This window comes from Tautonia marina, from assembly GCF_009177065.1.
Classification (GTDB): domain Bacteria; phylum Planctomycetota; class Planctomycetia; order Isosphaerales; family Isosphaeraceae; genus Tautonia; species Tautonia marina.
Map to the genome: position 1 here is coordinate 97,438 of NZ_WEZF01000011.1, position 19,279 is coordinate 116,716.

14 protein-coding genes are annotated in these 19,279 nt (G+C 65.3%); 9 read left to right on the forward strand and 5 right to left on the reverse strand.

The window, feature by feature from the left end; translation table 11 throughout:
- Window positions 1-325: 325 nt before the first annotated feature.
- The 3 genes from GA615_RS14630 to GA615_RS27870 all read right to left on the reverse strand — a co-directional run bounded on the left by GA615_RS14630 (window position 326) and on the right by GA615_RS27870 (window position 4,687).
- Window positions 326-823, reverse strand: a complete 498-nt coding sequence (locus GA615_RS14630) for a DUF427 domain-containing protein (RefSeq protein WP_152052050.1) — start codon at window positions 821-823, stop codon at window positions 326-328.
- Between the two features lie 118 nt (window positions 824-941).
- Window positions 942-1,349, reverse strand: coding sequence for a thioesterase family protein (locus GA615_RS14635; protein WP_152052051.1), 408 nt, complete (start codon window positions 1,347-1,349; stop codon window positions 942-944).
- Window positions 1,346-4,687 (reverse strand): tetratricopeptide repeat protein, encoded by a 3,342-nt coding sequence (locus GA615_RS27870; RefSeq protein WP_201750193.1) that lies wholly within the window; start codon window positions 4,685-4,687, stop codon window positions 1,346-1,348. Before GA615_RS27870 ends, GA615_RS14635 begins: the two co-directional genes overlap by 4 nt.
- A 237-nt stretch (window positions 4,688-4,924) precedes the next feature.
- On the opposite strand from GA615_RS27870, the gene GA615_RS14645 reads away from it, so the two are divergent.
- The 6 genes from GA615_RS14645 to GA615_RS14670 all read left to right on the forward strand — a co-directional run bounded on the left by GA615_RS14645 (window position 4,925) and on the right by GA615_RS14670 (window position 12,033).
- A complete protein-coding gene (locus GA615_RS14645) occupies window positions 4,925-5,728 on the forward strand; it encodes a DUF6498-containing protein (protein ID WP_152052052.1) in 804 nt (267 codons plus the stop codon).
- Window positions 5,729-5,781: 53 nt separating this feature from the next.
- Entirely contained in the window at window positions 5,782-6,249 is a 468-nt protein-coding gene (locus GA615_RS14650) for an SRPBCC family protein (RefSeq protein ID WP_152052053.1), read from the forward strand.
- A gap of 1,462 nt (window positions 6,250-7,711) precedes the next feature.
- Window positions 7,712-8,887, forward strand: coding sequence for an MJ0042-type zinc finger domain-containing protein (locus GA615_RS14655; RefSeq protein ID WP_161602347.1), 1,176 nt, complete (start codon window positions 7,712-7,714; stop codon window positions 8,885-8,887).
- A 66-nt stretch (window positions 8,888-8,953) separates the two neighbouring features.
- Window positions 8,954-10,381, forward strand: coding sequence for an RHS repeat-associated core domain-containing protein (locus tag GA615_RS14660; protein ID WP_152052055.1), 1,428 nt, complete (start codon window positions 8,954-8,956; stop codon window positions 10,379-10,381).
- Window positions 10,382-10,389: 8 nt separating this feature from the next.
- Window positions 10,390-11,091 carry a hypothetical protein gene (locus tag GA615_RS14665; protein ID WP_152052056.1) on the forward strand — a complete coding sequence of 234 codons (702 nt, stop codon included), beginning with the start codon at window positions 10,390-10,392 and terminating at the stop codon, window positions 11,089-11,091.
- Between the two features lie 444 nt (window positions 11,092-11,535).
- Complete coding sequence (locus GA615_RS14670) at window positions 11,536-12,033, forward strand: hypothetical protein (protein ID WP_152052057.1); 498 nt, start codon at window positions 11,536-11,538, stop codon at window positions 12,031-12,033.
- Between the two features lie 727 nt (window positions 12,034-12,760).
- Here GA615_RS14670 and GA615_RS14675 read toward each other — a convergent pair.
- Both GA615_RS14675 and GA615_RS14680 read right to left on the reverse strand, forming a co-directional pair.
- The gene (locus GA615_RS14675) at window positions 12,761-14,953 is read right to left on the reverse strand and encodes a xanthine dehydrogenase family protein molybdopterin-binding subunit (RefSeq protein ID WP_152052058.1); all 2,193 of its coding nucleotides are present in this window, start codon (window positions 14,951-14,953) and stop codon (window positions 12,761-12,763) included.
- Window positions 14,950-15,432 (reverse strand): (2Fe-2S)-binding protein, encoded by a 483-nt coding sequence (locus tag GA615_RS14680; RefSeq protein WP_152052059.1) that lies wholly within the window; start codon window positions 15,430-15,432, stop codon window positions 14,950-14,952. The genes GA615_RS14675 and GA615_RS14680 overlap by 4 nt, the downstream gene beginning before the upstream one ends.
- A 359-nt stretch (window positions 15,433-15,791) precedes the next feature.
- On the opposite strand from GA615_RS14680, the gene GA615_RS14685 reads away from it, so the two are divergent.
- The 3 genes from GA615_RS14685 to GA615_RS14695 all read left to right on the forward strand — a co-directional run bounded on the left by GA615_RS14685 (window position 15,792) and on the right by GA615_RS14695 (window position 19,265).
- Window positions 15,792-16,946 (forward strand): Gfo/Idh/MocA family protein, encoded by a 1,155-nt coding sequence (locus GA615_RS14685; RefSeq protein WP_152052060.1) that lies wholly within the window; start codon window positions 15,792-15,794, stop codon window positions 16,944-16,946.
- Between the two features lie 16 nt (window positions 16,947-16,962).
- Window positions 16,963-17,484 carry a hypothetical protein gene (locus GA615_RS14690; RefSeq protein ID WP_152052061.1) on the forward strand — a complete coding sequence of 174 codons (522 nt, stop codon included), beginning with the start codon at window positions 16,963-16,965 and terminating at the stop codon, window positions 17,482-17,484.
- 269 nt (window positions 17,485-17,753) lie between these two features.
- Window positions 17,754-19,265: a Gfo/Idh/MocA family protein gene (locus tag GA615_RS14695; RefSeq protein WP_152052062.1), complete on the forward strand. Its 1,512-nt coding sequence runs from the start codon at window positions 17,754-17,756 to the stop codon at window positions 19,263-19,265.
- Window positions 19,266-19,279 lie beyond the last annotated feature (14 nt).

Genomic DNA, 19,279 nt, shown 5'->3' on the forward strand with positions numbered 1-19,279 from the left:
TGTCCGGCAGCGCGAGCAGATGAGCTTGGCCTTGATCTCGACGAGCGTCCCCCCGCAGACCGGGCAGGAGGGGCGGCACGAGGCGTTCGACCCCTCATCGCGGGGCGGGGCAGGGTTTGGGAGGGGCGGGCGGGATTCTGAGGAGTCCATGCTGACCTCTTTCTTGATCAATCATGTCACGGAGCGGGAGTACGGGCCGTCGAGTCGTGCCGGCGCATCCTGATTATCGTCGGTCAGGCCCGTCGCTCCTCGCCAGCCGGATTCAGACCGAAGCCACTCCAAAAGGCCGCACGATCGGGACGATTCCACCCGCCGAACCGCGACCTCACCACCCCCAGGAGCCGGGGCCTCCCTTGAACGGGCCGACAAGGTCGGAGGTGATCCAGCCGCCGTAAAAGCCGCCTTCCTGCGGCGTGACCTGCTCGTCGTCGAGGAAACAGGCGTCGACGCGACCGGGGTAGAAAGTGACGTAATCCCGGATCGCGGCGAACGCGGGGACCGGATCGGGATAGCTCCAGGCGGCATCGTCGGCGCGGCGGTCGCCGACGACGACGTGGTGATAGACCGCCCGGCCTTTCCATTCGCAAAAGCTCGACCGGGTGGAGGGGCGAAGAAACGCGGCCCGAACATCCTCCGGCGGCAGGTAGATGCCGGGCGGGTGACTCGTTTCCAGGACACGAAGGGCGCGATGCGACTCGGCGATGACCTCGCCATTGAAGATGACCCGGACGCGGCGATGGACCGGCTCGACCCGGGGGGGCCTGGGGTAATCCCAGACCGATTCCTGCCCTGAACCCGGTTTGATGGGTTTCGGCCTCGGCATGACAATCAGACTCCCGATGGCGGGCCGATCGCTCAAACGGGGGGCGAGTCCCATTGCGAGCGCGGCCCGTCTTCGGGGTGTTGTAGACACACCGGCGATCCGGGGGCGTGGCGGTCCGTCAGCCTTCCAGTCGAGATCGCTTTCGGGCGAGGCGGCGGGCGAAGCGATCGACGTCGATGACCCGGCGGCGGTGGATCCCTCGGGCGATCAGCTCGACCTCGTCGCGGGCCTCGACCTGAAACGTCACGCTCGGGCCGTCGACATGAATCACCCGAGCCCGACAAACCACCGTGGCCCCTTCCGGAGTCGCCCCGAGGTGCTCGACCTCGATGAACGTGCCGACCGACCGCTCATGCTCCTCCAGGCACGGGGCAATCGCGTGCCTGGCGGCGTATTCAAGGTGCGCAACCAGCCAGGGAGTCGCCAGCACGGCCGGCATCCGATCGTCGGCGAAGACGATCCGGTTCGACTCATTGACCGTGATCCGCTCCTCGCCGGTCATGCCGGATCGAGGGGTCGTTTTCATCGCTCGAAGGCCCCCGAGTCGCTCGGTTCGGGTGCCGGCTCAGGTGCCGGCTCGGGAGCCGGTTCCGATTCCGGTTCCGTCGGCTCAGGCTCTGAAGGAGCAGGCTCCGGTTCGGTGGGTGCCGGTTCGGTCGGCTCGGGCTCCGCGGCGGGCTCGGGCTCGGATGCAGGCTCGGCCTCGGTCGTCGCCGGGTCGGCGGGTTCCTCGTCGGCGGGGGGTTCGGGAACGTCGAGGCCGAGGCGTTCCAGGTAATAGGCGGCGATCGGGCCGCCGGGAAGCTCGGGATCGAGTTCGAGGCACGAGCGAAGCGGTTCGCCCGCCTCGCTCGGAACGCCCCCTTCGAGCAGGTTCAGACCGAGCGCGAATTCCCATTCGGCCTGCTGGCGAAGCTGATTGGGCACGCTCAGCGCGGCCTGAACGGCGGCCATCGGCTGGCCGGTGGTCATCAGGGTGGCCGTTTGAATGGCCTCTTGCGATCGGGAGGCACGTAGCTGCGGGATCGCAAGGTTCCGCCACAGTTCCGAAGACGTCCGCGAGTCTCCCATCAGGAAGTAGACTCGCCCCTGGCGGAAGGGAACCGTGCCGGGGCCGGTGGAGAGGCTGACCTCGTCGCCACCGCCGAGGTACGGAATCGCCTGGTCGGGGCGGCCGATGTCGCAGAGCAAATCGACCAGTTGCATGCGGACGGTCGCCAGGCCGATCCCCGATTTTTCGGCCTGCGTCAGATAGCTGAGGGCCAGCTCGGCAAGCCCCTGGTTCAGGGCCGCGCCTCCGAGCTGTGCCAGGTCGGCCTGGCCTTCCAGCTCGGCCTCTTCCAGCTGCGCTCGGATTTGCTCGATCTGCTCGGTCAGGCTTTCATAACCGCGTCGGATGCCTTCGACGAAGGCCAGATCCTCATCGGTCATCGCCTCCTCCGAGTCGAACAGGTCGAGCGTCGCGCCAAGCTGGTCGCGGGTCAGGTCGAGGAAACCGGACGATTCGTACAGGCCGGCCAGTTCCAGGTGAGCCCCGCGCAGGGCGATTTTCGCCTCGGCGTTGGCCGGAGGCTTGGGCACGGTCTGGATGAAGCTGTTCAAGGCCGTAATGCGCTGCAACTGGCGGAGCCGAAGGGGCGAGGGGGTCGTCCCCGCCATCATGGCCGGGTCTTCGGCATTGGCCAGAAGCTGGGCCTCTTGCTGGGCAAGGTAGCGGTAGGCGATGCTCAGGACGAAAAAGGCATCGGGGTCGTCTGGCCGAACGGCCAGAGCGTCCCGGCATTCCTGAATCGCCAGCAGGCAGACGGCGATGCTCGGCAGGGCGTCGGGATCACCCCCGGCGGCCCGGAGTCCGCGATCGAGCCAGCGGCGGGCGGCCAGCACGTGGGGCTGGATCGGCGCCAGGGCTCGAATGTTGGAGAAGCGGTCGAGCACGTCGGTCGGTCGGGGCGGTCGATCGAACGGTCGAGGGGGGTTGCCCCGGCCGAAGACGATCGCCTCGGCATCGAGCCGGCGCTCGCCGAAGAAGTCACGATCGGCCTGACTGACGACCGGGCTCTGGTCGAGGCGGCCGTAAAGCAAGACCTGGCCGTCGTCGTAGAAGCCGATCCAGTCGGGGCTGGCGTCGAGGGCGTCGGTCAGGCGCGATCGCAGCTCGCCGGCGCCGGGAAGATCGACCATCAAGACACTCACGCCGTAGCGGTCGAGGATCTCTCGCCAGGTGTCCGTTTCGCCGTCGGCGATCGCGCGGCGAACGTATTCGTAATCCTCAAGCACGTCGGAGACGACCGACCGCGGCAGACGGCTATCGGCGAAGACCTGACGGTTCGGATAGGCCCGCCAGTTCATCGCATCGCCGAGCGAGAGCCGAAGGTTCATCACCCGGCCTTCAATCGGGGCATCGCGGAGATAATCGGCCGCTTCAAATGCGAAACGGTCGGCCTCCAGACCGAAGCCGAAGGGGGGCTCGCCGAAGCGCTTGCCGTAGCCGGTCAGACCGGCCAGAGTCACCACGGTGATCATCCCGATCGTCGCCAGACGGCCCCCGACCGACCAGACTCGCCAGCCGGCTCCCATGCGGCCCTCGGTGCCGAACGTTTCCTGGAACCACTCCTGCCCGTTGAGCGCCAGGCAGACGGCCAGCACCACGCCCATCACGTCCTGATACCGCCAGAGCAAACCGGCGATCGCCATGGCAACCAGGAACATCAGGAATCGGCCCAGGTCGAACCGCTTCCGGTTGAGTACGAAGGAGATCAGGCCCAGGAAGATCAGCGAGAAGTAGTAACTGAGAATCGAGCTGTACTCGACGCCGAAGAACAGCTCTCGGCTCCGCTCACCGCGAGAACCGAAGGGCAAGAGCGTTACCTGCTCCTGCATCAGGGCTTCGGGAGCCGGGCGGAAGACGTCGAGCAGCGGCGAGAACCCGGACGAGAAGGCAAGGACCGTCGACGGGTTGGCCAGACAGGCCAGAGCGCTGAGACCAAGAACCGCCAGCCCCGGGACCAGTCCCGGAGCATTGGCCTCGACCCGGTCCGATCGGCCCGACTTCAGCCCGGAACCGATCACGACGGCGGCCAGCAGCAACAGGCCCACAGCGAACGACAGATCGACGTTGACCCACAGCGCGAAGAGCGGGATCACCGCGAACAGTGCCCCCCGACGCCCCAGGTTGTACGTCCAGTGCAGCAGCAGAAGCATGATGACCAGCAACAGCAGGCCCCAGGTCGAAGGGGACACCACCCCTCCCATGCCGACCATGCCGCCGAGCGAAATCCGCAACGGCTGTCCGCCCAGCGGCGTCACGATCGCTCCTAGGGCCAGCACGGTCGTCACCGCGACCCACCAGAGGCCCGGCCCCGGCCTTCGAATCATCAGTAGCATCAGGGCCGCCAGCACGCGGAGCGTTGCATTGACCGCCACCAAAGCCGCCGCGCCGAATCGCTCTCGTTGTTCGGGAGGACGCTCCAACGTGTCGGCCAGGCTCTGGCCCAGCTCGTAAACGTGGTACGAAGCCCACTGAAAGAGCCAGGGAATGTTGACCCAGCGGGTTCCTTCGGGAACGGCGTACGAGAACGGTTCGGTCGTGATGGGACCGCCGGTCTGGTCAATCAACTGACCGACCCGCAAGTGGCTCCAGAGCACGGAGTTATCAATAATGGTCGCCGAGGCGACGAAACACAGTAAGAGCGCGAAGCCGGCCACGAACAGGTCGTAGTAGGCGTTCCACTCCTGGACACGCTGGGGAGTCATCGGCTCGGGAGGCGGGGTCGAGGCTTCGGCCACGGCGGCTTCGGTCCCGGCCTCCGGCTCCGGTTCTCCCGGTGCTCCGGCGGTTCGGTCGGACGGCTTCGGTGTCTTCATCTCGGGATGAGCAAATGAGTTCGGAAAATGGAGGCGGACCGAGATCCCGGACCGCTTTTGAGATGCATCTTATGCTAGGTCGCGCCCCCGAGCCCGGTCAAGGGGGCGGAACCTTCCCGGCATCGATCCGAAGGGGGTCACGGCGGGCCTTCACCCTCGGCGAACGATCGGCTCCTCGAACGCGTTCGGGAGTCTCGTCCGTCCGTCCTTTTTTTTCTCAATCGGGGAGTCTCGTTCATGGCTGCCGCTGCCTCGAAACCACATCCCGCGGCCATTCTGATCGAAAACGGCGCCCCCCTGGTCGGTGTGCTGTTCTTCGGCTGGTCGGTCGCGCCGGTGATGGTGGTTTACTGGATCGAGAACGGTCTGCGAGGGCTCGAAACCGCCGTCCGAATGCTGTTGGCGTCTGGTCCGGTCACCTCGATGACCGGCTTGCTGCCCGGCCTCCTTCAGCACCGGCTGGAGAGCATCGCCCGGCAGGCCCGCGCCGCGAACCCCGAGGGTGACGCCTCCCTCTCGCCCGCCGAGCCCGCCGAGCCCGCCGAGCCCGTCTCAAGACCACCAATCGCCTCGCTCCCGGCGATTGGACTGGCTGGGCGGGTCGGCATGGTGCTGTTCTTCCTCGTCCATTACGGCCTGTTCTGGGTGGTGCATGGGGTCTTCGTGTTCGTCCTGTTCGTCAATTGGGGACCGGCGGGAGGCTTCGGCGGATTCTCCGGCATGGGGGGCGGAGCCGCGGCTTCGGGGTTGCCGACGGGGCAGATTGCCCTGGCCGGAGTCTTGATCGGCGTCACGCTGGGCGCCTCGGTCCTCCGCGATCTGCTCCAGCGCGACACCGATCGGCCGCAGCCCTCGCCGATCAGTCTCATGATCCGGGCCTACGGTCGGGTGATGCTGCTGCATGTGGTTTTGATCTTCGGCGGGTTCGCCATCATGCTCCTCGGATCACCGACCCCGGCGCTGGTCTTGCTCATCGGCTTGAAGACCGCCGCCGAGCTGCTGGCCGCCAATCGGCTCGACGCTCCGCCCTCTTCGGCCTAAACCGAACGTGGTACGCTCCAACCGTCTCCCCCTTGCCGACGAGCCCTCCGCCCATGACCTTCGTCAAAGAAACCCGGATCGCCGCGTCTCCCGAAGCCGTCTTCGCGTTCCACGAAAGCCCGGGAGCGTTGCAACGCCTCATTCCTCCCTGGGAACACGTCCACGTCGAGCAGCAGGCCGACTCGATCAAGCCGGGGGCTCGGGTCGTTCTGGTGTCGAAGGTCGGCCCCGTCCCCATGCGATGGGTCGCCGAGCATACCGAGTACGAGCCTCCGCACCGCTTTGCCGACCGCCAGGTTTCCGGCCCCTTCGCCCGCTGGTACCACGTTCACTCGTTTCTTGACGACGGGCAGGGGGGCACGATCCTCCGCGACGAGGTCGAGTACGAGCCTCCGATGGGCCTGCTCGGCCGTTTGTTCGGCGACAACATCATCCGCCACAAACTTCAAAAAATGTTTGACTACCGGCACGACGTCACCAAGCGCATCGTCGAATCCGGCGAGTTCAACCCGACCGGCTGAAGCCGGACTCCTGACCGCAAGACGAATGCGATCGAAAGAGGATCGCCTGAGTGGCCCGTCGTTACGAGTCGACTCAGGCGTCCTCCGAAGCACCAGGGCTAGCGTCACGCAAAAGGCGTCGCGTCAATTGGCGAGGGGCACAAGCTGCCGGGCGTGCCAGATCAGCGGGCTGGACAGGCTGGGAACAGCCGCGGCGCTGTTCATGGCGGCCTGGCTGAGAATCCTCTGCGCCCGGGCACTGTTCGGGCCGTTGCCGGCCGCGACCTGTTCGAGCAGCGACCGATGCGCCCACGAGATCGGCAGCGCCGGCGGCCTCGGCACGGTCGAGCCCCGTGAGGCGGGGCCAGACCGATCCGCACCGCCTCTCGCCCGAAGGTCGTCACGTACGAACCATCCGGACTGTTCCCCACGATCGGGTTGCCACAGATGTCCTCGACTCCCGAGATCACCAGCTGGTAGCGGTCATGCACGTTCAAGAGCCGAGTGGGGAAGAGCGTGACCGTCTGGGTGAACGGGTCGTAAACCACCTCCTTGAGGCTCAGCGGGATCAGCACCCCCGGACGGTGGGGCGCGAACATCGACAATTGATAGTTCGCCGCGTTGCTGGCCGTTGCCGGGTCAAGGGCTCCGTTGAAGGAGACGACAATCCGAGTCGGCTCGTGGTGGACCCCCTCCCGCACAAGGCCCGTGACACCGAGAGGTCACCAATGGGCAGAAACCCCCTCTCTCGGCCGATTCCGCCCCTCGTCGCGGCCGTGATCCCGATTGATGGAGGTCTTTCCAAACCGATTCTTCAAACCATTGAGGCGAAACATGGTGACGTAACTCCATCTACGCTCGGGTGTCGAACAAGAAGGAACGAACGCACCTCTTTTGGAGGACGACCCAGCATCGGATCTCCCCGCTCACCAGGCCATCATTGCATTCAACGTGTCGCGAGGCTCTTGCCCGGCCCCAGAACTTCGATTCGGGCCTCGTCGCCCGACGAAAAGAATATGCGGCCGTCCCTCCGCACTTACCTCTTTTATTCAACACCAAGGAACCGAGTCGAGATCCTCCTGGCCTGTGAATTCAAAATATCAAGAGAATCCGCGGAGCAAGTTTGAGGCCGATCGGCCCCGTCTTGATTCAGGACAGTTCCCTCAGCGCTGGCTGCCTCGAACCGTCGGCCTGCGTCGTGTGTCCGAACCCTTTGCAGTCCTGACCCCGATCAAGGGAGCCCCAACCGCATGCCCTTGCGAGAACTCGACCTCAATTTTTCCCCGTGGAACGCGAAGATCATCTCAAGTCCGGGTGTGCCGGGGATCGATTGGTGAAATTTGTGGTCTTCGATGTTCGGTCGAAGCAGGGTACAATGAGTTGGACCCAGGCAGAACGATCGGCAATGCGGCGGCCAGGCGTCTCGAATCGGATCGAACGCGACTCCGTCGATGACCGGCGAGTCCAGAGCGGATCGCAACCTATGCCTGCGAGGACACAATGCCCCCGGTGCGAGACGGTGCTGAACGTTCCCGTCGGCGCCGAGGGGAAAAAATTGAAGTGTCCCCGATGCACCACGACCTTCCGGGTCGGCGATGCCGGGTCAACGGCCAGACCCTCTCAACCGAGCGTGGACACGGCGACAGCGGTTTCTTCCCCCTCCTCGAACCACGTTCCCCGTCGGCCCCCGTCCGACTCGGACGCTCCAGGGCGGCCCGCCGTCCCTCCCGTCTCCTCGCGCCGCCCCCCTTCAGACGACGACGAGCCGGATCTGCCCGTCATCTCCGGAGACCTGCGCGACCAGTTCAACCTGCCGCTCCTGTTTGAGGAAGACGAGGACCGTCCGGCCAGCCCGCCGAAACCGTCTCCTCCGAAGCCGAAACCGGCTGAGCCCCCCGCGCAGCCCCCCTCCTCGGGAGTCTTCCCGACCGCTCCGGCCGAGGGGCCTTCTCCCTACGCCGAGGCCGACGCCGCCGGCCTGATCGAGGATGACGAGCCCGTACGCCCCCGCCGCAAGACCGGGGCCGAGGCCCGCTTCACCACCCGACGCTGCTCCTGCGGCGGCGTCGTCCCGGCCGGCATGTCGATCTGCCCCCGATGCCACACCGACATCGAAACCGGGCAACGCGACGAGGAGTTCGACCTGCTCGACGAACCCCCGCCGCTTCCTCCCCCGCCGACCCCGTTCGGCGTCCTGATCGTCGGCTTCACCTCCGCCCTCGTCGGCGCCGGCCTGGCGATCGCCTCGATCGCGCTTTATTTCGTGCAAAGTGGGCTCCCCTATCGGTGGGGGTTCCTCTTGCTGGCGGCCGTCAGTGCCTTCGGGGTGTTCGCCGCCGTTCGACTGATCCGCAACCGATCGGCCCGGTTCCTGATCGCCGCCCTGATCCTCGGCGGCCTGGTCGATGTCGTCGCCCTGATCGTCATGCCGATCGCCCTGGCCTCGTCGGCTCCCGTCGATTCGTTCCAGGTCGCCCGCCCCTCCTCCGACGATTCCGCCCCGGTCGTCGACACCGTCCTCGTCCCCCGAATCGTCCCCCTGACCGAGCGGATCGCCTGGGACAAGGTCAACCTTGGCCTGGCCATCCTCGCCGTCACCGTCACCGTCTCCATCTACCTCACCTCTCCCACCGTCCGCCGCTACACCCAGCGCCGCTAGCGAGACCTTGACCGCACCGGCGGGTTCACCACCTTCGCCTACGACCACCGCAACCGCCTGACCGGCGTGGTCCGCACCGACGCCTCGGGCGCCGAGACCGCCCGCGTCAGCTACTCCTACGACGCCCTGGACCGCCGCATCCGCGTCCAGGCCGACGCCGACGGGGCCGGCCCCGGGGCGCCCGCGACCACCTGGACGGTCTACGACGACCCGCACGCCTATGCCGACTTCGACGGCTCCGGCACGCTGCAAACCCGCTACCTGCACGGGCCGGCCGTGGACATGCTCCTGGCCCGCACCTCGGCGGCCGGCACCTCCGCCTGGTACCTGACCGACCGCCTCGGCAGCGTCCGCGACCTGGCCAGCACCTCGGGCACGGTGATCAACCACGTCGCCTACGACGGCTTCGGGAAGGTGCTCAGCGAGTCCAGCCCAGCCCACGGCGACCGCTTCAAGTTCACCGGCCGCGAGCAGGACGCCGTCACCGGCCTGCAGTACAACCGCGCCCGCTACTACGACGCGGCGATCGGCCGCTGGACGCAGGAGGACCCCATCGGCTTCGCCGCGGGCGACGCCAACCTGTATCGCTACGTCGGCAACGGCCCGACGAACTTCGTCGATCCCGACGGGTTGCAGAAGCGCTACTGGGGGCAATCGCTCGTCGAGGCGGGCCGGTGGTCCTGGGATGTCGGGTCCGCCGGCGCCTTGGGGGCGCTCCAGGGCGTGGCCAACCTCGCCAATGGGGTGACAGATGTCGCCGCCGAAACGGGCAACATGCTCATCGACCATTCAGTGCCGGGAAGGCACATTATCTCGCGATGGGTACCCTGCGTGGGATATGATATACCCTCGCCCGACTGGAGCCGGGACCTCATCGTCCACGAGAGCGAGACGTGCCACAACATCAGTAAATTCTCCGGTGGAACGGGTTTGACGTTTCTCGTCTCCGCTCCGAACGGGGTCCGGAGCGTCGCGGGTCGTATCGTTCCCTGGGCGGGAAAAGCAAGGCATTCCCTCGCTCCAACCAGAAATTTCGCAAAATACGGTAGTGCCCAACAACGCCAGACAGTGTTAAATCAGGCAAGGGCCACAGGAACGCTTAGTGAAGCTAAAGGGGTTGTAAATTCGTTCCGAGAGATGAAGCGGCTCGGTTACGAATTGCAGGATGTTTCCTTGCGATACAGAGGCAATCAAGGCTTGGATTTAATTTTCCACAACGGCAGTCGCCATGCAGTCGTTGAGGCAAAGCACGGCAAATCTTTGTCACTCCTGAAAACGGACAAAGGTTGCTTGCGTCAAGGAAGTCTCGATTATAACATTAGTCGACTTGAACGTTACATTCAATACGGTGACGGAACCCACAACCACTTGGCCAACCAACTGCTTAACGAAGCGTACATCGGGCAGTTGGAGAGCTTCGGAACCTTCTACCGTAGCGGTCGAGTGCTGGAGCTGCCAATTGGCTGGCCGAATGTTCCTCCAATTCGTAGGTGACTTGAATCATGGCATTGAAACCGTCTGAAATGGTTAGCTTCTTCGGGGAGCAGACCAAACGCACAAGACTAGGCATGGCGGCAGCACAGTCGTCGGGAAACTACCAATTGGCTGCAATGAATTGCCGCCAAGCGTTTAAATGTCGCTTAATGAAAAGTCTCATTGAATGGCGAATGGGAATTGATCCATCAGATTCGCTATCTGAGGTCGTAGAGGGTTTTGTTGAGGACTGGGCGATAGTATTGGCAGTCGGTGCTGATGATGCCGATTCTGGTGATGTGCCTGCTGAACGAGTGGCATTTGTTGCATATTTGGTTGGCAAGCCGCGTTCCATTGACGTATTAAGTGCCAATTTTGAATGTGATCGCCTGTTGGACCTCGTTCTAGGAAATTGGCTATTCAGTTCTTGGGATTGTGAGTTATGGGAGAAGGGGATGAAACAACTTCGTCAGGCAGGCAGTGATTTGGCAGTGCGAACATATGAGCTATACAAAGCCATTACCAATGCGGCGGCGTCAGACTTGCCAGCACTGTCGCAAGAAGGCGAAAGTCTCTTTGCAAAGAGAAAGGCTGATGGTTTCTTCAGGGGCGGCGATCAGACCGAAGGCGGTGGTGATGACAACAATATTACCATTGATTACCGTCTCGCAGCCATATTGAAGCGTTCAGGCTTCGTAGATGAAGAACGTGTTCATGTTTGGAAATGGTAAATTCCTTAGCGTCTAATTTTAATTTATATGCTTGAATGAGATAATTACAAGTAATTGATGATTCGTCCTGACCCCAGTTCATGATTCGAGAGCCTTCTGCCCGACCGCCGGGGTCAGGATGATCCTAGCCACCGCAACCTCCTGCCAGGCGCCGAGACCGCCCGCGTCAGCTACTCCTACGACGCCCTGGACCGCCGCATCCGCGTCCAGGCCGACGCCGACGGGGCCGGCCCCGGGGCGCCCGCGACCACCTGGACGGTCTACGACGGCCCGCACGCCTATGCCGACTTCGACGGCTCCGGCACGCTGCAAACCCGCGACCTGCACGGGCCGGCCGTGGACATGCTCCTGGCCCGCACCTCCGCGGCCGGCACCTCACGGTTCAGGTAGCCCAACTCAAACGGTCTTTCCAACGCCGTTGCCACGAAATTAGGAGAACGGACGATGTACGAACATCTTGAATCTTTGCGGCCGGAACATGGCCAACTGTTTGCATCACTCACACCCCGTAGCGATTCTGAAGTTCAAGCCGTGAGCGATGCTCACCCTTCCTGCCCCGACGAGTACCTTCGATTCCTTCGTGAGCGCGGCACAGGACCGTTGATTGACAAGGGAGAGCATTTTGTTTTTGAAGATCGATTGGTAAGTGCGGAACATGACTACTTCCAAGATCGGCAAATCTACGATCAAGGAGCCAAAGGAGACATACTGATTTTTGGTTGGGAAAGCATGGGTACGGCTTACGGCTTCGATACCGGCGACGACTGGCAGCTTGTCGAGATTGACGAATACCGAACCGTCACAAAGTTAGGCCTTACCTTCAAGCAGTTCGTGGAAGGGATGTCGGTCTGTTATCCACAAATTCCGATGAAGTACGATTCGGGAAAGTGGGAAGACGGCGTAAAACGACAATATGCGGCGGGGTGGCTAGGGTCATCCTGACCCCAGTCCGTGAGTCGAGAGCCTTCCGCACGCCCGCCGGGGTCAGGATGATCCCAGCCACCGCGGGGTGGCCCGGACAACGGCACGTTGAGGGTGTCCGATAATTCATTGACATAAGGGCTTGAAACTTCTTCGGTTGAGGTTGTCGTCCCCACGACAAACCGGCCCGAAGGAGGTCCAAGCCCAGGGGGCCGAAAACGGGGACATTCTGAATATCGTCATTTGTCGTAGGCCAAAGCCCGCCTCATCCCCACCTGCGGCCTCGGCCTGAGCAGGGCCCGCCGCGGCGGCGACCACCTGGACGGTCTACGACGGCCCGCACGCCTATGCCGACTTCGACGGCTCCGGCACGCTGCAAACCCGCTACCTGCACGGCCCGGCCGTGGACATGCTCCTGGCACGCACCTCGGCGGCCGGCACCTCGGCCTGGTACCTGACCGACCGCCTCGGCAGCGTCCGCGACCTGGCCAGCACCTCCGGCTCCGTGATCAACCACGTCGCCTACGACGGCTTCGGCCGGGTGCTCAGCGAGTCCAACCCGGCCCACGGCGATCGCTTCAAGTTCACCGGACGCGAGCATGATGCCGTCACCGGCCTGCAATCCAACCGCGCGGGGTGGCCCGGCCGGAACACGACAATCGCGGTTCAGCGCGGGAGCATTGCGGGGCGAGGGGAGTGCCATGCCCTCGCCGCCCCAGGCCAGGCACCCGCAGCGATCCCGAGCGACTCAGCCCGCCGACGCCTCCGGCAATCGCCCTCCGGGGGCGAGCGGAAGTGCTCGAATCCGCCGGCCGGTGGCGGCGAAGATCGCGTTGCCGAGGGCCGGGGCGATGGCCACGATCGGCGTCTCGCCACCACCGGCGGAGGGAAGGTCGGGCCGATCGACGAGGACAACCTCGACGCGATCGAAGACGTCGCTGAGGCGGGGGACTCGGTAGCGGGAGAAGCGGTCGTTGAGAATTCGACCGTCCTCGAACGTAATCGCCTCGAACAGGGCACCGCCAATGCCCTGGACCACCGACCCGCTGACCTGGTTGGTCAGGTGCAGCGGGTTGACAATCGCGCCGCACTCAAACGCGGTCAGGGTTCGGACGATCTCGACCCGGCCCGAATCGTCGACAGCCACCTCGGCGCACGAGGCGACATGCCCCCCTTTCTCCATTCCGCAGGCCAGGCCGATGCCGTGGCCAGGCTCGGGACGAGATCCTTCCCAGCCGAACCGCTCGGCGGCGGCGTCGAGCACGGCCCGGACCCGATCCTGATTCAGGTTCTTCCGGCGGAAGTCCAGCGGGTCCATGCCGAGGGCGTGGGCCAGCTCGTCGATGATCGACTCGCGGGCGAAGTGGTTCGCCGTCGCCGCGAGCGCCCGATACGACCCCTGCCGCAGCGGTGAATCGGCCCGAATGAAGGCGATGTCACGCTCGGCGATCGCATAAGGCGGCTCGATCCCCGAGCCTCCCGAGTTGTAATTCGTGAATTCCCAGGCGGAGAGGGTTCCGTCCTTTGTGGCCCCGGCTCGCGCCTCGATCAATCCGGCCGGGCGGAAGTAGGCCCAGGTGAATTCCTCGGATCGGGTCCAGACAAGCTTGACCGGCCTGCCAACCGCTCGGGCCAGGCGAGCGGCCTCGACCGCCGCGTCTCCGGTGTGCTTGCCGCCGTAGCCGCTGCCGGTGTCGGGCACGATCACGCGGACCTGATCTTCGGCCAGGCCGAAGGCGGCCATCAGTTCCTCACGCACCCCGAACGGCCGCTGCGTGCCGGTCCAGACGGTCAGGCGGTCGCCGTCCCACTCGGCCACCGCGGCTCGGGGCTCCAGCGGGGCGTGGGCGATGGGAGCGATCGTGTAGCTTGCTTCGATCACCACGTCGGCCTTGCTGAGCGCCTGGGCGAGCGGGCCGGAATCGTCCCTCCCGCGCCTGTCTTCGGCCGTACGCTTGAAATGATCATAAAGCGTCTGATGGGTCAGCAGATCCCCTTGCGGCATCGTCCACTCGGCCCTGATGGCCTCCAGGGCTCGCTCGGCCATCGGTTCGTCGGGAGCGACGACGCCAATGAAATCCCCATCACGGACGACCGTTACGCCGTCGATCGCTTCGGCATTCGAAGCGTCGACGCCCGGCTTCAACGAGGCGCCGAAGGCCGGCGGTCGGAGGACCTTGCCGCGGAGCATCCCCGGCCGCTCAATGTCCGACGCATACCGATGCCGTCCCGTAACGAAGTCGCGGCCGTTGGCTTTCGGGGCGTCTTGCCCGGCGACCTCCCAGCGATCGCGGGGCCTCGGCGTGTCGTCCTCCTCGATCGCCTCGACGAGCCGCCTCCCGTGCGTCAACTCACCAAAACCGATCGACCGGCCCGACGGCGGATGCGTCAGCGCTCCCTCGGCCAGTTCGATCTCCGAGCGATCCACCCCCCACTGTTCGGCCGCCAGACCGACGAGAATCGACCGCGCCGCCGACGCGGCCCGGCGTAGTTGCGGGGCCATTGTCGGCGTCGTCCGGCTGCCGAAGGTCCCGCGATCATACGGCACGCGGTCGGTGTCTCCCATGACCATCGCCACGGCCCCAACCGGCACGCGAAGCTCATCAGCGACGGCCTGTGCCAGCGACGTCCGGGCGTTCTGGCCCACCTCGACCTTGCCCGTGAAGGCGGTGATGCCGCCGTCCTCGCCAATCTTGAGCCAGGCGCCGATCTCTCTCGGCTCGGCTCCCGATCCGCCGCCGCTCTGCCCTCGACCTCGGCGAGCCTCTTGCGCCTCGGCCCGGCCCAGCAAGCAGAGCACCACCAGACCGCCGCCGAGCGACCGGAGAAAATCGCGCCGATCCAGCTCAATCGACGCCAGCCCCGACAGCAGCTCGTAACGTTCCGGCTCCAGTTCGAATTCCAACTCGCCAAACGTCGGATGATCGGTGTTCCTGTTCATTGGTCATCTCCCTTCATCCGATCGGCGGCCTGGCGAACCGCGGCGAGAATCTGCGGATACGTCCCGCACCGGCAGAGGTTGCGGTCGAGCCCCCTGGCAATCGTCTCCGGGGTCGGGTTCGGGTCGTTCTGCAACATGACCGTTGCGGCCATGATCATCCCCGACGTGCAGTAGCCGCATTGCAGGGCATCGCAATCGAGAAACGCCTGCTGGACCGGGTGCAGCGTGCCATCATCGCCTTCCAGCCCTTCGATGGTCGTGATCTCCCGATCGGCCACCGCGCGGAGCCGAACCACACACGACCGCGCGGCCATGCCGTCGATGATGACCGAGCACGCGCCGCATTGCCCTTCGCCGCAGCCGTACTTGCTGCCGGTCAGGCCCAGCTCGTCCCGCAGCACGCCGAGCAACGGGCGATCCGGCTCGGCCGCGACGCTGCGCAGCTGGCCATTGATGCGAAGTTCCAAGGTGGGGGGCATCGGGGCCTCCTCAACGGTTTGCGGCTGGCAATCCGATGGAACCGACCGGGCAAGCGACTGCTCAGAACCGGCCGAGGGGACGACTTTCCGATCGTAACGCCCCGAAGACATTCCGGTCGAGCAACCTTCTGATCCGTTGCCCGTTTTCGTCGGGTGCCGTCGAGTCCTCGAAGACACCCGACCGGAGTGACTTCGCAATCCTTCCTGCCCGATTCATCCCGGCCGTTGCCCGAGCAGGTGAACGGATGGTAAACTGTATGACATCGCTTCCAAAGGGCGTGCTTCGGCCTGCCCTCGGGGACCGTGCGGAACGGTCGCCCGGCATCGCTCACCACGAAGTCGAAGAGGAGGATCTCAAGATGCCCCCGATCCGACTGAATCGCCGTCACTTCCTCGGTTGCTCGGCCGCCGCCGGCTGGGCGATCTCGCAAGGCAAGGACGTCGAGGGAGCGATGAACCTGCCCCCCGTCCGCCTCGGCCTGATCGGCCTCGGCAACCGCGGCACGAACCTCCTGCGGTCGGCCCTCGACCTCCCCGAGGCCGAAATCATCGCCCTGGCCGACGTCGAGGAACGCCACCGCCGCCGCGCCCAGGGAATTGCCGAAAAAGCCCGCAACCGTCGTCCCGACGCCTACGCCGATCCGCTCGAACTCCTCGCCCGAGACGACCTCGACGCCGTCCTCATCGCCGTGCCCAACGACCGGCACGCGACCTTGAACCGCGCCGCTCTCGACGCCGGCAAGCACCTGTATGCGGAGAAACCCCTCGGCCTCGATCTGCCCGAGTGCGACGCCCTCATCGCCGCCTCGGCCTCCCGGCCCGATCAAATCGTCCACGTCGGCTTCCAGCGCCGCTCGAACCCACGATTCCGCGAGGGGGTGGACCTGATCCGATCCGGCGACCTCGGCACCCCTCTTGAAGCCCGAAGCTCCTGGACCAGCAGCAACGGCCCGGTCGACGGCCACGACAACTGGCTCTCGCACCGTGAGCGCTCTGGCGACTGGATGATCGAGCAGGGGGTGCACATCTGGGACTGGCTCCACTGGGTCGCCGACGGCCCCCCGGCCCGCGCCTGCGGCTTCGGCCGCCGCGACGTCTTCGCCGAGCTTCAGCCCGACCGCGACGTGACCGACCACTATTCCGTCACCCTCGAATGGCCGAACGGCTTCCACGCCTCGTTCGTGCATAGCTGGGTCGATCCGGCCGACGACGCCTTCACCGGCATCTCCCAACGCATCGTCGGCACCGCCGGCGGCTTCGACTTCGGCACCGGCACCGCCACTTTCCGCGATCGCTCCCTCCCCCGCCGCTCGATCCACCCCGGCAACCTCCCCGACACCCGCTTCGCCCTCTCCGCCTTCCTCGTCGCCATCCGCTCCCCCGAGCCGATCGCCCCCCCCGTCACCTTGCACGATGCCCGCCTCGCCACCCTGACCGGCCTTCTGGTTCGGCAGGCGGTCGACGAGCGACGGGTCGTCACGCTTGATGAGATCGAGGCCCCCTCGATCGCCTGACCTCGGGGCCTCGCCCATGGCACACAACGATCCTCCGTCGTGGCCCTGGTATCTCTGGCCGCTGGCGCCGATCGTCCTTCTCCTCTTGCCCCTGGCGGTCCTCCTTTCCATTCCCTTCGCTTATGCATTGATGGTCCTCAATGCGATGATCGAGCGGCGCTTTCGCCGCAAGATGAACGCGCAAGGCCGTTTCCTCTCCTGGGACGACCTGACCCCGGCCCTGAACGACGGCTCCGGCACCCTGATCATCGAGCAGGCGAACAAATTGCCGGTGCGCGTCTGGTGGACCCCCGACGACGTCCTGGCAATCGCCCCGTGCCCGCCCCCGGAAGACGAGCAACTTCAATGCGACGCCATCTCGCCCCCGACGACTCCCCACCCGTTCGTCTCCTGGTGCCATCAGCACTACACGCATGAAAAAACAGGCACGGCCCTGCTGACGCTCCCGACCCTCGAATTGCCCCCCGGCCTGTTCTTCGCCCCGTTCTTCCGGGAGCAATTCCCCCGCCTTTCGGTCCTCGACACCGTCTTTTGTTGAGAACCACCCCCCAACCAGCCGATCCCAACCCGGTTGCCAACCCCTTCCCCTTTCCCCTCATCCGTGTTCAATCCGTGTTTCATCCGTGGCTGAAATTCCCTCCCGTCTCTTGCCCCCTCCCCCTCGCCCCTCCCTCTCCCGATCGGTTAACATGATCCGTTGGCAGTCTCGTTCGTTCGACGGGCTCCCTGGGCCGCGCCGCGGCCGATCGTGCCTGGCGAGCGACCGATCCACCTGAACCAATCCGCCACGTCCGGAGTGATTTCTCGATGACCGACAAGAAAACGACGGTAAACCGCCGCGGCTTCCTTCAGACCTCCGGCCTGGCCGCCGGCGCCGCCACGGCCGTGGGAGCCTTCCCGCACCCGGCGATCGGTGAAGTCAAGGGGGCCAACGAGCGCCTGAACGTCGCCATCATCGGCCCCGGCGGTCGGGCCCAGGGCCACATCCGCCACCTCCAGGAGCTCGGCGACGAGGCGAACGTCAAGATCGCCGCCGTCTGCGACGTCTGGGACGGCAACAAGGACGTCGGCCGCGGCCTCTACCCCTCGGCCGAGAAGTGCGGCCTGAACGTCGACGACAAGAAGAACGTCACCAAGAACTACCGCACGCTGCTCGACCGCGACGACATCGACGTCGTCCTCGTCGCCACTCCCGACCACTGGCACGCCAAGCAGTGCATCGACTTCATGGAGGCCGGCAAGGACGTCTACTGCGAAAAGCCGATGACCCACACGATCGACGAAGCCCGTCGTGTGGCCGAGACCGTGAAGAAGACCGGCCAGGTCTTCACCGTCGGCGTCCAGTCCACCGCCCACCCGCAGTGGAAGATGGCCCACGACCGCATCACCGGCGGCCAGATCGGCAAGATCGTCCAGGCCCAGACCCAGTACTACCGCAACAGCGCCATGGGCCAGTGGCGGTACTACCCCCTGACCGAGGACATGAACCCGAACACGGTCGACTGGAAGATGTTCCTCGGCACCGAGTTCGGCCTCGCCAAGGACCAGCCGTTCAACCGCGCCCGCTACGCCCAGTGGCGCTGCTACTGGGACTTCGGCGGCGGCATGTACACCGACCTGTTCGTCCACCAGCTCACTCACATGCTGATTGCGCTGGGCCTGAAGTTCCCCCGCCGGGTCGTCGGCGGCGGCGGCCTGTACCTCGAATATGACGGCCGAGACGTGCCCGATGTCGCCACCGTCGTGGCCGACTACGATGAAGGCGCCCAGGTCATCATCACCGCCACCATGGTCAACGACACCCCGATCGACGAGGTGATCCGCGGCCACACCGGCACCATCAAGTTCACCTACAACGGCTTCGAGATCACCCCGCAGGTCCTCCGCGGCGCCCCGGCCCCGCCGACCCGCGAGGCCGCCGGCGAAGGCGGTGTCGAGGTTGTTGACGCCGGCTTCGACGCCCGCGGCGACGCCGACACCCGCGCCCTCTGGCGCCACTTCTTCGAGTGCGTCCGCTCGCGCAACCAGGACACCCTCTGCCCCGCCGACCTCGGCTACGCTGCCATCGCCACCGTCAACCTCGGCGTCGACAGCTACCGCAACGGCAAGGCCTACTTCTTCGACAAGGAGTCCGGCCAGGTCTCCGAGGCCGACGAATCCTGGGCCAAGAAGTGGGAAAAGGTCTCCCACCAGCGCGGCAAGCCCAACCACGTCGCCGGCTGGGAAGCCGGGGACGAAGGCTCCCTCCTCTACCCCCCCGACTACCAGAAGCTCGAAGGCGACTGGGTCAACGGCCAGGACCCCGCCAAGCGCTCCTGAGCCCCTCGGGTTCC